The sequence below is a fragment of the Paraburkholderia sp. JPY419 genome (assembly GCF_050435705.1).
Lineage (GTDB): Bacteria > Pseudomonadota > Gammaproteobacteria > Burkholderiales > Burkholderiaceae > Paraburkholderia > Paraburkholderia youngii.
This window is the reverse complement of record NZ_JBNDKV010000002.1, coordinates 581179-595284: the sequence shown is the minus strand read 5'-3', so window position 1 is coordinate 595284 and position 14106 is coordinate 581179. Positions and strand designations below refer to the sequence as shown.

10 protein-coding genes are annotated in these 14106 nt (G+C 66.2%); 2 read left to right on the top strand and 8 right to left on the bottom strand.

The genetic code is table 11. The features are described 5' to 3' along the window. The first annotated feature begins 50 nt into the window (after positions 1–50). Both QFZ91_RS08970 and QFZ91_RS08965 read left to right on the top strand, forming a co-directional pair. The gene (locus tag QFZ91_RS08970; RefSeq protein ID WP_429567025.1) at positions 51–1628 is read left to right on the top strand and encodes an FAD-binding protein; all 1578 of its coding nucleotides are present in this window, start codon (positions 51–53) and stop codon (positions 1626–1628) included. 40 nt (positions 1629–1668) lie between these two features. Further along, a complete protein-coding gene (locus QFZ91_RS08965; protein ID WP_429567024.1) occupies positions 1669–2100 on the top strand; it encodes a hypothetical protein in 432 nt (143 codons plus the stop codon). 7 nt (positions 2101–2107) lie between these two features. Here QFZ91_RS08965 and QFZ91_RS08960 read toward each other — a convergent pair whose 3' ends face one another. From QFZ91_RS08960 to QFZ91_RS08925, 8 genes are all read right to left on the bottom strand, one after another. Continuing rightward, on the bottom strand, positions 2108–3073 hold the full coding sequence (locus QFZ91_RS08960) for a DUF1571 domain-containing protein (RefSeq protein ID WP_429567023.1): 966 nt from the start codon (positions 3071–3073) through the stop codon (positions 2108–2110). Positions 3074–3170: 97 nt separating this feature from the next. After that, entirely contained in the window at positions 3171–4952 is a 1782-nt protein-coding gene (locus QFZ91_RS08955) for an AMP-binding protein (RefSeq protein ID WP_429567022.1), read from the bottom strand. Between the two features lie 35 nt (positions 4953–4987). Beyond that, positions 4988–6289 carry an acetyl-CoA C-acetyltransferase gene (locus QFZ91_RS08950; protein WP_429567021.1) on the bottom strand — a complete coding sequence of 434 codons (1302 nt, stop codon included), beginning with the start codon at positions 6287–6289 and terminating at the stop codon, positions 4988–4990. Positions 6290–6365: 76 nt separating this feature from the next. Next, positions 6366–7301, bottom strand: coding sequence for a MaoC/PaaZ C-terminal domain-containing protein (locus QFZ91_RS08945; protein ID WP_429567020.1), 936 nt, complete (start codon positions 7299–7301; stop codon positions 6366–6368). Positions 7302–7315: 14 nt separating this feature from the next. Then, complete coding sequence (locus tag QFZ91_RS08940) at positions 7316–8737, bottom strand: 3-oxoacyl-ACP reductase (RefSeq protein WP_429567019.1); 1422 nt, start codon at positions 8735–8737, stop codon at positions 7316–7318. A 146-nt stretch (positions 8738–8883) separates the two neighbouring features. Further along, positions 8884–11382 carry an acyl-CoA dehydrogenase gene (locus tag QFZ91_RS08935; RefSeq protein WP_429567018.1) on the bottom strand — a complete coding sequence of 833 codons (2499 nt, stop codon included), beginning with the start codon at positions 11380–11382 and terminating at the stop codon, positions 8884–8886. Positions 11383–11507: 125 nt separating this feature from the next. Beyond that, the gene (locus QFZ91_RS08930) at positions 11508–12299 is read right to left on the bottom strand and encodes a TetR/AcrR family transcriptional regulator (RefSeq protein ID WP_429567017.1); all 792 of its coding nucleotides are present in this window, start codon (positions 12297–12299) and stop codon (positions 11508–11510) included. 278 nt (positions 12300–12577) lie between these two features. Further along, positions 12578–13831 (bottom strand): MFS transporter, encoded by a 1254-nt coding sequence (locus QFZ91_RS08925; RefSeq protein WP_429567016.1) that lies wholly within the window; start codon positions 13829–13831, stop codon positions 12578–12580. Between the last annotated feature and the right edge of the window lie 275 nt (positions 13832–14106).

Sequence of the window (14106 nt, the reverse complement as noted above, 5' to 3'; positions counted from 1 at the left end):
CTGCCATGCGGGACCGCACCCTCGGCTTACCCGACCGACAAGGAGACGCCTTGCCCCAGCCGCTGCCGCCCAACCTGACCGCCGCGCAGTTCGACCGTGCGCTTGCCGGCTGGCGCGCGATCGTCGGGGACGCGCACGTGCTGGGTTCCGACGCCGGCCTCGCCGTCTATATCGATCCGTTCGCGCCCGGGGAGCCGGCCGCGTTTGCCGCGAGCGCCGCTGTGCTGCCCGCGTCGGTCGATGAAATCCGCGCGGTGCTGCGCATCGCCAATCAGTACCGGATTCCACTGTGGACGGTGTCGACCGGGCGCAACTTCGCGTACGGCGGCGCCGCGCCGCGTCTGACCGGGTCGGTCGTGCTCGACTTGCAGCGCATGAACCGCATTCTCGAAGTCAACGAAACGCTCGCCTATGCGCTGGTCGAACCCGGCGTCAGCTATTTCGATCTGTACGCGCATCTGCGCGACAGGGGCTACAAGCTGTGGGTCGATCCACCGGCCGCCGGCTGGGGCAGCGTGGTCGGCAATACGCTCGAGCGCGGCTTCGGCTATACCGACTACGGCGACCACGCGGCCGCGCAATGCGGGATGGAGGTGATGCTCGCCAACGGCGACCTGCTGCGCACCGGCATGGGCGGCGTCGAGATCGGCACGGCGTGGCAGCTGTATCAGCCGGGCTACGGGCCGTCGTTCGATGCGCTGTTCATGCAGTCGAACTACGGCATCGTGACCAAGCTCGGCGTGTGGCTGATGCCCGCACCGCCCGCGTATCTGCTCGGCGAAATCCAGTTTCGCCGCGAGGCCGATCTGGAGGCGATCGTCGAGACTCTGCGGCCGTTGCGGCTCGACGGCACGATCCGCAATCACGCGGTGATCGAGGGCGGCTTGCGGCGCGCGGCGGGCCTGTCGCCACGCCGGCAGTGGTACGTCGGCGCGGGCGCGATGCCCGAGAGCGCGGTGCAGGCGATGCTCGACAAACTCGGCGTCGGCCGCTGGAACCTTCATTTCGCGCTATACGGCACGCCCGGACTGATCGACGCGCGCTACGCGCTGATCGAACGCGCGTTCGCGCGGGTGCCGGATGCGCGGCTCGCGGCGGCGCGTTATGCGGGCGACGCGCAGCCGAGCGGCGGCGGCGACCGCAACATGGCCGGCATTCCCGCGATGACGGCGTTTCGCATGCTCGACTGGCGCGGCGGCGCGGGTGCGCACGTCGACTTCGCGCCGATCTGTCCGGCGACCGGGCGCGACGCGATGCGCCAGTACACGATGGTCAAAGCACGCGCCGCCGAATACGGCTTCGACTACTACGGCGGCTTCACGGCAGGTACGCGGCATCTGCATCACATTTTCGCGGCGATTTTCGACCGCAACGACGCGAACCAGGTGGAGCAGGCCGGCGAACTGCTGCGCTCGCTGATGAGCGACGCGCGCGCGGCCGGCTACGGCGAATACCGCGCGCATCTCGCGTATATGGATTTCGCGGCCGCGCAATACAGCTTCAACGACGGTGCGTCGCTGCGCTTCGCGGAAACGCTGAAGGATGCGCTCGACCCGAACGGCATTCTCGCGCCGGGCAAGCAGGGCATCTGGCCGGCGGCGTGGCGCGACCGGCGAGGCTATACATGAACAAGCGCATGAACAACGAGTGAATGGAACGTACACGCCAATGGATCGACGCACTTTCATGCTCACCGGTGCATGGCTCGCGACGGCGGCGGGCGGCGCATGGCCGTGGCTGGCGCGAGCCGCCGCGTGCGCCGACGATGCGCGCGCGTTCGCGATCGTCGACTCGACGCTCGAATGCGGCGCGTCGTTCGCGCGCTATGCCGCGCACCTGCGGTTGCCGACCTTCGAAACCGGCGACGATGCCGGCGCGCTGTGGTTCACCACCCTCGCGCCCCTGCTAGACGGCGGCCGGACCCCGCACGCGATGCCCGCGCTGATCGGCTTCACGCGCGCGTCCGACTACTTCGTGCTGCAACACCTCGCGCTGCGCACCGGACGCTTCGTCGAGCATCGTCACGAAGCGCGCGAGGGGCTGCATCAGCAACCCGCCCACGTGGCCTTCGCGCTGACGCCGCGCAGCGGGCGCGGCTAAAACCCGGCTAGAACTTATAGTCCTTGTTGTTCGGATCGAAGGTCGAATCGTCGAACGTCTTCGGCGTGATGCTCTCGAACACGATCTGCTCGAAAATCTTGCCGTCGTTGTCATAAGACTCGATGGTGCGAAAGAACGGATGCCGCAAATCGAGCCCGAGCGTTTCCTTTTTCGCGTAGAACTGCGGCTGGCCGACCGGTGTTTCGAACGTGAACGCGACGACGCGCACATCGTCGATCGTCTTCACTTCGATCTGCACCGAACGCGGCAAACCGGTCTGGCTGTATTTTTTCCCTTCATTCAGGTATTGGTCGGCCACGTACTCGGTGCCGAGATCGCGCACGCTGTGATTCGATTGCGAGCGTGCGAGCGCGCCGGTCAGCGACGTCCACAACGGCATCACGTTCATGATGCCGCCGAGGTGGCCGAACGTTTCGTCGCTGCGTTTCGACTCGTCATAGATGATTTCCTGGCCCGCGTGCGCGCCGTCGGGCAGCCACTTGGCGTAGATGCGCAGCGGGTCGTGCGCGACGCGCACGAGCATGTGATCGGGCTTGTCGGGCCAGATGCCGCGAATGCGCTCGGAGCGCGACATCGTGAATTCGTACGACGGGTAGCCGTTCGGACCTTCCTTGATATAGCGTGGCAGCGTCAGCGGATCGAGCGACTTGAACAGCGCGACCAGTTGCGCGTCGTCGAGTTTTTCGAGCGTGCCGCTTTGCTGCGCGGCGCGCAGCCATTTGACCTGCTGGTCGAGCGTCAGCTTGCCGACCTGCGCGGGCGGCGTGGTGGGCGGCTTGACGGCGCTCGCGGTGTCGAGCGGGGGCGGACGGTCGTCGTTCTGCGCGAACGCCATCGGTCCCGAAAGCAGGGCGAGCATGACGAGCAGCGCACCCGGCAGCAAGCGGGGTCGCAAGCGGGGTCGCAAGCGGGGTCGCAGACGATGCGAACGGGCGGACATGCGGTGCTTCATGAATTGCTCCAGAAAGTGACGCGGCCGCTCATGCAACATGCAAGGCAATAACGCCAAGCAACAAAGCTATAACGCATTGAAGCAATGTTTATTCCCGTCAGGCAGACCCCTGTTTCGCGAGTTCCTCGTCGCGCAACGCACGGCGCAGAATTTTGCCGACATTGGTTTGCGGCAGCTCGTCGCGAAACTCCACGAGCTTCGGCACCTTGTAGCCAGTCAGATTTTTGCGGCAGTACGCGATCACCTGCTCGGCGGTCAGTGTCGGCGTACGCCGCACGATGAACACCTTCACGCGCTCGCCCTGCGCGGGATCGGGCACGCCGATCGCCGCCACTTCGCGCACGTCCGGATGCGCGGCGATCACATCCTCGATTTCGTTCGGATACACGTTGAAGCCCGACACGAGGATCATGTCCTTCTTGCGATCGATCAGACGGATAAAGCCGCGCGAGTCCATGACGCCGATGTCGCCGGTTGCGAGCCAGCCGTCGTCGTCGATCACCTTCGCGGTTTCGTCGGGGCGGTTCCAGTAGCCCTTCATCACCTGCGGGCCCTTCACGCACAGCTCGCCCGCCTCGCCGATATTGGCCCAGCTGCCGTCGTCTTTCCTGAAGCGCACCTGCGTGGACGGCGCGGGCAAGCCGATCGAGCCTTCGAAGTCGCGCAGATCGACCGGATTCATCGACACGATCGGCGAGCACTCGGTCAGCCCGTAGCCTTCGACGATCGGCTTGCCCGTCACCGCCTTGAAGCGCTCCGCGACGCTCTTCTGCGTCGCCATGCCGCCCGCCATCGCGAGCTTGAGGTCCGAGAAGTCGCGCCGGCAAAATTCCTCGTTGTCGAGGAACGCGTTATAGAGCGTGTTGACCGCGGTCATGCCGGTGAATTTTTCGTGACGCAGGATCATCATCACGCGCTTCATGTCGCGCGGATTCGCGATCAGGATGTTGCGCCCGCCGAGCCCCATGAAGATCAGCGCGTTCACGGTCAGCGAGTAGATGTGATAAAGCGGCAGCGGCGTGAGCACCGTTTCTCCTTCGCCGGACAGTTGCCCCGCGGCCCACGCCTTCGCCTGCAGCAGATTGGCGATGATGTTCCGGTGCGTGAGCATCGCGCCTTTCGCGACGCCGGTGGTGCCGCCCGTGTATTGCAGGAACGCAATGTCTTCGTGGCTCGCGCGCACCGGCGTGTGCGGCCGCGCGTAACCGATCGAAAGCGCTTTGAGCAGCGGCACAGCCTGCGGCAGCTGGTACGCGGGCACCATCTTTTTCACGTGACGCAGCATGAAATTGAGCAGGTGGCCCTTCAAATTCACGCCGTCGGCGAGCAGATCGCCGAGGCCGGTCACGATCACGTTGCGCACCCTGGTGCCGGGCAACGCGTCTTCGAGCGTCTTCGCGAAGTTTTCGAACACGACGATCGTCTGCGCGCCGCTGTCCTTTAGCTGGTGCGCGAGTTCGCGCACCGTGTAGAGCGGATTCACGTTGACGACTACGGCCCCCGCCTTGATCGTGCCGAACAGCGCGACCGGATACTGGAACGTGTTCGGCAGCATGACCGCGACGCGCTCGCCGGGCTCCACGCCGATGCTTTGCAGGTAGGCCGCGAACGCGCTCGCCTTGCGGGCCAGCTCGCCGTACGTCAGGCTCGCGCCGACGCTGACGTACGCGACGCGCTCGCGGAACTGCGCGGTGCATTCGTCGAAGAACTGATCGAGCGATTCGTATTGCGTGACGTCGATGTCGCGCGGCACGTCGTCCGGGTAGGACGCGTACCAGATGCCGTCGGTGTTCGGCGCGGGGCTTGGCGCCGGGTTTGGCGCACGAGCGCTTCCTGCATCCGGCACGTGCTGCGGCGCTTGGGCGGTGGGCTCGATCATCGGTTGCTCCTGAGATGTTGGTATCCGCTGCCGCGCTAGCGTTCCAGAATCGCGACGACCCCCTGGCCGCCCGCCGCGCAGATCGAGATCAGCCCGCGTGCGCCGCCAGCCGGTTTGTCGAGTTGCGCGAGCATCTTCGCGAGCGCGGCGACGATACGTCCGCCCGTCGCCGCGAACGGATGGCCGGTCGCGAGCGAACCGCCGTTCACGTTGAGCTTGGTGCGATCGATCGACCCGAGCGCGCCGGCGAGGCCAAGCTGCGTGCGGCAATATTCGTCATCCTGCCATGCCGCGAGCGTGCACAACACCTGGGCCGCGAACGCTTCGTGGATTTCATAGAGATCGAAGTCCTGCAACGCGAGGCCGGCGCGCGTGAGCATGCGCGGCACCGCGTAGGCGGGCGCCATCAACAGGCCTTCCTGCTTGTCGAAAAAGTCGACCGCCGCGGTTTCCGACCAGCTCAGATACGCGAGCACCGGCAAGCCGCGCTCGGCCGCCCATGCTTCGCTCGCGAGCAGTACCGCGGATGCGCCGTCGGTCAGCGGCGTCGTGTTGCCGGCGGTCAGCGTGCCGGCATCGCGGTCGAACACCGGCTTCAGATTCGAAAGCTTTTCGAGCGACAGGTCGGCGCGCAGGTTGTTGTCGCGCGCGAGGCCTTTGTACGGCGTCATCAGATCGTTGACGAAGCCGCGCGCGTACGCATCGGCGAGCTTGCGATGGCTCTCGTACGCGAGCACGTCCTGCGCCTCGCGCGAGATGTTCCAGCGCTTGGCCATCAGCTCGCAATGCTCGCCCATCGACAGCCCCGTGCGCGGCTCGACGTTGCGCGGCAACAGCGGCTTGAAGAACATGCCGGGCCGCAGCCTGCTGAGCGCGGCAACACGTTGCCCGGTGCTTTTGCCGCGATTCGCTTCTAGCAGGATCTTGCGCATCCGCTCGTTGACGCCGATCGGCGCATCGGACGTGGTATCGACGCCGCCCGCGATGCCCGCGTCGATCTGCCCGAGCGCGATCTTATTGGCGACGAGGATCGCGGTTTCGAGGCCGGTGCCGCAGGCCTGCTGCACGTCGTAGGCGGGGGTTTCCTTCGCGAGCGTGGTGGACAGCACGGACTCGCGCGTCAGGTTGAAGTCGCGCGAATGCTTGATCACCGCGCCCGCCGCGACTTCGCCGAGACGCACGCCGTGCAGGTCGTAGCGATCGACCAGCCCTTGCAGCGTGAAGGTCAGCATGTCCTGATTCGATGCGCTCGCGTACGCGGTGTTCAAGCGCGCAAACGGAATCCGGTTGCCCCCGATGACGGCGACGCGGCGCACGGCGGGTTGCGGGTGGGACATGCTCGGCTCCTTGGGTCGTACCCAGATTATTGGTGGAAGCAAACGATGCAAACGCTACGAACGGCGCGCTCGCGGCTCACAGCAGCCGCCACTGCATGCGCGCGCGCAAATGCGGCTTGACCCCGGTGATATCGCGCACCTCGAGATCGCGCTCGATCAGCGAAGGCGAGGCGCTCCACAGCGACGCTTCGCCGGGCAGCAGCATCGGCAGCTTGAACTCGGCGGCGAGCGTCGCTTCGGCGAGCGGCTTGGGCGGCTGCAGCGACGACGCGGCGCGCGCAAGCGTCCACATGCCATGCGCGATCGCGCGCGGAAAGCCGAACGCCTTCGCCGACAACGCGCTGAGGTGGATCGGGTTGTAGTCGCCGGACACGCTCGCGTAGTCGCGGCCCAGTTGCGGCGCGAGCTGCCAGCGCGCGATCCGTTGCAGCGCGTCGGGGCCGAGCGTCAGCGCTTCGAGCGGATGGCCGAGCGCCGGCACCGCGCGCTTCAGATAGATGCTGTCGCCGTCCCACACCGCCTCGCCGCGTCGATAGATGCGCGTATGCACGACGAACGCCTGGCCCTTGTCGTGACGCAGCAGCGCGCCGAATTCGACCTCGATGCGCAACAGATCCTTGTAGGCGAGCGGCCGGCGCAGCCGCACGTGATTGGCCAGATGCACGAGACCGAGCGCGGGCCACGGAAACGCGGGGTCGGTCAGCATCAGCAGATGCAGCGGAAACGCCAGCAGATGCGGGTAGGTGAGCGGCACGCCGTGCTCGGGAATGAAGCCGCACACGCGCGCATAGCGCCACGCGGGGCCGGGCTCGAGCACGACGGCGGGGCGCACGAGCCGCAACGGCGGCAGCCGCGATTCGCGGCCGCGCTTGACGATGCCCGTCAGCGCGCGCCCGTACAGTTTCGCCGGCGCGGGCAGCGTTTCGATCACGACGGTTTTCGGCCGCGCGCCGTCGCCGCCCGGCGCGGGTGCGAGATGACGGCTGCCGAACGGATCACGCGGTTCGTCCATGCCCATGCTCCCGTTCAGGCGCCGATCAGGCTTTGACCGCACACGCGCACGACCTGGCCCGTCACGCCGGCCGAGCCCGGATGCGCGAGCCACGCGATGGTTTGCGCGACGTCGACCGGCTGGCCGCCCTGGCTCATCGAGTTCATGCGGCGGCCGGCCTCGCGGAGCGCGAGCGGAATCTTCGCGGTCATCTGCGTTTCGATGAAGCCGGGCGCGACCGCGTTGATCGTGATGCCGCGCGCGCGCAGTTGCGGCGCCATGCTCTCTACGCGGCCGATCACGCCGGCCTTCGAGGTCGCATAGTTGGTCTGGCCGGCATTGCCCGCGATGCCGCTGATCGACGACACCGCGACGATGCGCCCGCCATCACGCAGGATGCCGCCCGCGAGCAGCGCGTCGTCGATGCGCTCCTGCGCGCTCAGATTGATGTCGATCACGCTTTGCCATGCGGCGTCGGTCATCCTCGCGATGGTCTTGTCCTTCGTGATGCCGGCGTTGTGCACGACGATGTCGACGCCGAGCTCATCGAGCGCCGCTGCGATCTGCGCGGGTGCTTCGGGCGCGGCGATGTCGAACGCGAGCGCGCTGCCGTTCAGCTGACGCGTCGTCGCATCGAGCGCGTCGCGCGCGGACGGAACGTCGACGCCGATCACATGCGCGCCCTCGGCCGCAAGCACGCTCGCGATAGCAGCGCCGATGCCGCGCGCGGCGCCCGTGACGAGCGCACGCTTCCCGGCGAGCGGCTGGCGCCAGTCGAACGCGGGCGCGTGGGGCGGCGGCGCTTCGTTGCGGCTGCCCGCGATCCGCACCACCTGACCCGACACATAGGCCGAGCGCGGCGACAGGAAGAAACGCAGCGTCGCGTCGAGGGCGCTTTCCGAGCCGTCCTCGACGTACACGAGGTTCGCGGTGATGCCGCGACGCGCTTCCTTGCCGAGCGAGCGCACGAGCCCTTCGAGCGCGCGCTGGGCGGTCCACTGACGCGGGCGCGCGCAGGCCTCGGGCGGCCGCCCCAGCACGACGATGCGCCCGCACTTGCCGAGCGAGCGCAGCGTGTCGTGGAAAAAGCCGTGCAGCGGTTGGAACTGGCTGCTGTCGTCGATACCGCTCGCGTCGAACAGCAGCGCGGCGAGCTTGCCCGGCGCACCGGCTTCGGCCGGCTCGAAGCGGCCGGTCATCAGGCCGTGGCGAGTGGCGAGCGGCACCCACAGCCCGGCGCTTTCGTGCGCGACGCTCGTCATGCCGATGCTGGCGATCAGACCGGCGAGCGCGTCGAACAGACGCGGCTCGCGGCCCGCGCCGATCGCGATCAGACCGTCGAACTCGGGCCGGTCCGCGCGGTAGCGTCGCAGCACCTCGGGCTTCGGCAGGCCGAGCGAGCGCGCGAGGCGGCCGCCGAACGGCGAGTTGACGAACTTCAGGTAGGAGTCGTTCATGTTATCGGTTGCTCCGCTGGACGCGCCGCGGGCAGCCCCATCGATGTTTCAGGGGTGCCGGACGTGTGTCAGTGTGCCTTGAGTTGCGTGACTCGGGTACGGTTTGCCGCGCCGCGTCGGTAGTTTTTTCTGCGTGAGCGCGCGCGTCAGGCCGCGAGATCCAGCGCCTTTTCGAGCGCCTGCTTGCGCTGTTGCAAGCTCGCGAGCAGGTCGAAATCGGCCGGGAAATCGTCGACCTTGACGACCTGCGCGCCGTAGCGCGCGTAGTCGTCGAGCACGCGCCGCTCGTCGGCGTCGATCAGGCCCTGGCGTTGCGCCGCATCGGTCCATGCGACGAACTGCGGCAGGCTTTGCGGCAGCGGATCGAGCAGGCCCTGTTTGACCGCGTCGCGCAGCTTGTGCTCGATTAGCGTGAACTGCGGATTCAGCGCGAACACGAGCTCGCCGTAGCCGAGCGCGTCGACGTCGGGATGCGGCACGTAAGAATCGGCGACGAGCCGCTCGCGCGCGGCGCCGGGCGTCTGCATCAGTTCGGCGATCTCGCTGCCGAGGCGGTCCGACGGCTCGCGATGCGGCAGGCCGAACGGGAACGCAAGCATGCGCACGAGCGTCGCGGCGAGCCGGTTCGGATAGTTCGCGAGCACGCCGTCGAGTGCATGCTGCGCCTTGTACAGCGCATCCTCGACGCCCCAGCGCACGAGCGGCAGGTCGTCCCGCTGACGCCCGTCGTCCTCGAAACGCTTCAGCGTGGCCGAGATCAGGAACAGTTGCGACAGCACGTCGCCGAGGCGTCCCGAGATGCGTTCACGGCGCTTCAGATCGCTGCCGAGCACCAGCATCGACACGTCGGCGAGCAGCGCGAATACGGTCGACAGACGGGTCGCCGCGCGGTAGTACGCCTGCAGCGGCGCATACGCGCGGCGCGGCTTCGCGATCAGCGCGCCGCCGGTCAGCCCATACACGGCGCTGCGTAGCACGGTCGATACCGTGAAGTTCACGTGACCAAAGAAGGCCGCGTCGAATTCGCGCAAGGCCTTCGCGCGATCGGGCTCGCGCGTCGCCGTCATTTCCTTCAGCACGTACGGGTGGCAGCGGATCGCGCCCTGGCCGAAGATGATCAGGCAGCGCGTCAGAATGTTCGCGCCTTCGACGGTGATCGAGATCGGCATCTGCTGATACGCGCGCGCCAGAAAATTCGACGGCCCCATGCAAATACCCTTGCCGGCGACGACGTCCATGCCGTCGTTGATGACGCTGCGCGCGCGCTCGGTGATGTGATATTTGGCGATCGCCGAAATGACCGACGGCTTTTCGCCGAGATCGACCGCCAGCGCGGACAGGCGGCGTGCGGCGTCCATCACGTACAGGTTGCCGCCCATGCGGCCGAGCGCTTCCTGCACGCCCTCGAACTTGCCGACGGCGGCGCGGAACTGGCGGCGAATCGCCGCGTACGCGCCGGTGCTGCGGACCGCGACCTTCGCCATCCCGACATTCGACGACGGCAGCGAGATCGCGCGGCCCGCCGCCAGACACTCCATCAGCATGCGCCAGCCGTTGCCGACCTGCGCGCGTCCGCCGATCACCCAGTCGAGCGGAATGAATACGTCCTTGCCCGAGTTCGGGCCGTTCTGGAACACCGCGTTCAACGGCCAGTGACGGCGGCCGATATTCACGCCAGGGTGGTTGGTCGGAATCAGCGCGCAGGTGATGCCGGGTTCGTCATTCGCGCCGAGCAGATGGTCGGGATCGAGCGCGCGGAACGCGAGGCCGAGCACGGTCGCGATCGGTCCGAGCGTGATGTAGCGCTTGTCCCACGTGACGCGAAATCCGAGCGTCTCACGACCCTCGTGCATGCCGTTGCAGACGATGCCGACATCGGGAATCGCAGCGGCGTCGGAACCGGCATACGGGCTCGTCAGCGCGAAGCAGGGGATTTCCTCGCCGCGCGCGAGACGCGGCAGATAGTGGTTCTTCTGCGCGTCGGTGCCGTAGTGCATCAGCAGCTCGGCGGGGCCGAGCGAGTTCGGCACCATCACCGAGACGGCGGCGGCCGTGCAGCGCGTCGCGAGCTTCATGATCACCTGCGAATGCGCGTACGCGGAGAACTGTTTGCCGCCGTACTGCTTCGGAATGATCATGCCGAGAAAGCCGTGCTGCTTGATGAACTGCCACGTTTGCGGCGACAGGTCCTGCCAGACCATCGTGGTTTCCCAGTCGTTCGCGAGCTCGCACAGCTGCTCGCATTCGACGTCGAGAAACGCCTGTTCTTCGGCGCTGAGCGTGGCCGGGCCGTAACCGAGCAGCGTGTCCCAGTGCGGGCGGCCCGAGAACAGCTCGGCGTCCCACCACACCGTGCCGGCTTCGATCGCGTCGCGCTCGGTCGGCGACATCTCAGGCAGGATCTTGCGGAACGTGTCGAGCACCGGTTTCGCGAGCCATGCGCGGCGCAGCGGCTTGATCGTCAGCACCAGGGCGGGGAGCACGAACACGATCGCGAGCAGGGTCGTCAGCAGCGGGCCGGCCGCGCCGCTCAGGTGCGCGGCCGCGACCCAGACGATCAGCGCCGCGAGCCACCACGAGGCGCGCGCCTGAACGTAGACGAGAGCGAATGCGGCGACGACGAGCGCCAGGATGAACCACGGCATGATGCTTCCTCCTCTGTCGATGCTGCGGGCGAGTGCGTCCCACGGGCGCGGACCGCTCGCGCTCTGCTGATTTTCTCGCTGCCTTTTCTATGGTGATGCAATCGCCGGGCCACCTGTGAGCCGCGCTAGGCGTCACATGCCGCGGCGTACGCAGCCGCCTCGCCGCTGGTGTCTCGGTGCGCACTAGCTAACGTGCCGAGCGCGCCGTGGTCGTCGGTCGCATCGCTGAGTACCGCCGCGAATGCGGCCAGTTGCGTGCCGTCCGGCAGCGGCGCCTTCAGCGCGGCGACGATCAGCGACGCGAGGCGCGCGATCAGCCGCAGATCGTTCATCGGCTTGCCTTGCGAGAACTCGCCAATCAGGCTGTCGGTATCGGTGCCGGCAAGCACGCCCGACAGCGCGCCGATCGCGAAATGCAGCCGCCAGCCGAGCTCCTCGCGCGGCAGATGCGGCAGCGCGCGCTGGAACGCGTCGAAGAAGCGCATCGCCACCGACTCGTAATGCGCGTTCAGAAAGTCGCGGATGAACGACGACGGCTCGGTGTACGCACGCCCGAGCAGGCGCAGAAACGCTTTGCCGCCGACACGCGGATCGCGCGACAGACGCAGAGCCGGAATGAACATCGCGCCGAGCACGTGCTCGCAGCTCAGGCGCGCGCCGAGCATCGCGTCGAAGCGGTCGATGAGCTTCACGCGCTCCTCGTTCAGCGGATCGAGCCGGCGCGACAGCATCGAATGAATCAGCGATTCCTTGTGGCCGAAGTGATAGTTGACCGCCGCGAGGTTGACTTCGGCGCGCGAAGTGATCTGGCGCAGTGACAGCGCCTCATAACCGCATTCGATGAACAGCGTCTCCGCGGCGTCGAGAATGCGTGACTTCGTATCGCCGGCATGCCGGCCCGTGGTGCGAACTGCCATGTTGCGTCTCCCAGTTGCCGGCGCCGCCGGCTCGCAAACACGCGATTCAAATTGATATTTGAAACAATCGTTTTTTGCAGGATAAAAAAGGAGGAACGGTGCGAGCAAGGAGCGGGCTCGACTAACTCCTCTAGAAGATCCGACGAAAGCCGGGCTTGCGAGGTGCGGCTCGTGATACCGCGTCGGAAATGAAAAGGCCGTTCCGGGCGAATCGGAACGGCCTCGTATTGTGTTGCGATTTGATGGGCGCCAGGCGTTCATTCGGACGCCTGAAGCGGTTATATGCGCTGTCCTCCGACCGCGCCGCCCGTCGATCCCGCGCCGACGATCTCGCGCGCGGACTGCGTCATGTCGATGCCGCGGCGCTCGCGGCTGAACGGAATCAGCGCGCAGATCACGATCGCGACGATGCCGATTACGACCGCCATCACGAGCGCGTAGTTGTTGTCGTGCATCTCGGCGATCTTCGATTGCATCGGACCGTTGACCGACGCGATCAGATTGCCCAGCTGGTACACGAGCCCGGGGAAGGTCGCGCGGATTTCATCGGGCGAGATTTCGTTCAGGTGCACCGGAATCACGCCCCACGCGCCTTGCACCGAGATCTGCATCAGGAATGCGCCGAGCGCGAGCAGAAACGGCGTGGTCGAGAACGCCCATACCGGCAGCACCGGCAGCGCGATCAGCGCGGCGATGAAGATCGCGCGCTTGCGGCCGATCTTCTCCGATGCCCAGCCGAAGAACAGACCCCCGCAGATCGCGCCGATGTTCAGGATGATCGTGATCCACGACACCGTGTGCGGATCGAACTTGAGCTGGACGCGCAGGAAAGTCGGATACAGATCCTGCGAGCCGTGCGAGAAGAAGTTGAACGCGGTCATCAGGATGATCGCGTAGATCGACAGGCCGATGTTCTGCCTGAGCGTCGCGACGAGGCCCGGACGTGCCTTCTTTTCGAGCGTCTGGAACGCGGGCGATTCCGGCACGTGCGCGCGAATGTACAGCACGAGCAGCGCCGGCAGCACGCCGACGAAGAACATGCCGCGCCAGCCGATGTATTGATAGAACACGCCGAACACGACCGACGCGAGCAGATAGCCGCTCGGATAACCGGCTTGCAGCAGACCCGAGACGATGCCGCGCGATTTCGGCGGCACGGTTTCCATGGTCAGCGCGCCGCCGACACCCCATTCGCCGCCCATCGCGATACCGAACAGCGCGCGCAGCACGAGCAGCGTCATCAGGTTGGGCGACAGACCGGACAGCAGTTCGAGCAACGAGAAGCACCCGATGTTGACCATCAGCGTCGGGCGGCGGCCGTATTTGTCGGCGAGCCAGCCGAAAATCAATGCGCCGAGCGGGCGCATCATCAGGGTCAGCATGATCGCGACCGCGACCGACGGAATGTCCGTATTGAATTCCTGCGCGATATCTTTCAATACGAACACCATCAGAAAGAAATCGAATGCGTCGAGCGTCCAGCCTAGATAGGCGGCGATCGTGACGTTTCTCTGTTCCCGAGTCCAGCTCATTGATTGTCCTCCTGAGTATTCGCAAATCCGCGTTCGATCGCGGCCGGAATCGCAGCCCTTGCGCCTTATGGCAAGCGCTTCCCAGCGAGTGTACGCCGAGCATTAAGCGTTTGCATGGTTGAGGCCGTTTTTCTCCGTGTTAATGCCCACAGCAATATTCGTGCTGAATTCGTCATGCCTCGTCTAATGTCGGCAAATGTAATTGTCGGTTTATTGGCGGCGTTTTTGTAATATTTATCTGGATTTTCGGCGAGCCAATTTTTTATAGAGTTTAT

Coding starts and splice junctions, on each gene's coding strand:
- QFZ91_RS08940 (WP_429567019.1), bottom strand. CDS start 8,737: ATGAACGACTCCTACCTGAAGTTCGTCAACTCGCCGTTCGGCGGCCGC.
- QFZ91_RS08955 (WP_429567022.1), bottom strand. CDS start 4,952: ATGATCGAGCCCACCGCCCAAGCGCCGCAGCACGTGCCGGATGCAGGA.
- QFZ91_RS08935 (WP_429567018.1), bottom strand. CDS start 11,382: ATGCCGTGGTTCATCCTGGCGCTCGTCGTCGCCGCATTCGCTCTCGTC.
- QFZ91_RS08960 (WP_429567023.1), bottom strand. CDS start 3,073: ATGAAGCACCGCATGTCCGCCCGTTCGCATCGTCTGCGACCCCGCTTG.
- QFZ91_RS08945 (WP_429567020.1), bottom strand. CDS start 7,301: ATGGACGAACCGCGTGATCCGTTCGGCAGCCGTCATCTCGCACCCGCG.
- QFZ91_RS08925 (WP_429567016.1), bottom strand. CDS start 13,831: ATGAGCTGGACTCGGGAACAGAGAAACGTCACGATCGCCGCCTATCTA.
- QFZ91_RS08950 (WP_429567021.1), bottom strand. CDS start 6,289: ATGTCCCACCCGCAACCCGCCGTGCGCCGCGTCGCCGTCATCGGGGGC.
- QFZ91_RS08965 (WP_429567024.1), top strand. CDS start 1,669: ATGGATCGACGCACTTTCATGCTCACCGGTGCATGGCTCGCGACGGCG.
- QFZ91_RS08930 (WP_429567017.1), bottom strand. CDS start 12,299: ATGGCAGTTCGCACCACGGGCCGGCATGCCGGCGATACGAAGTCACGC.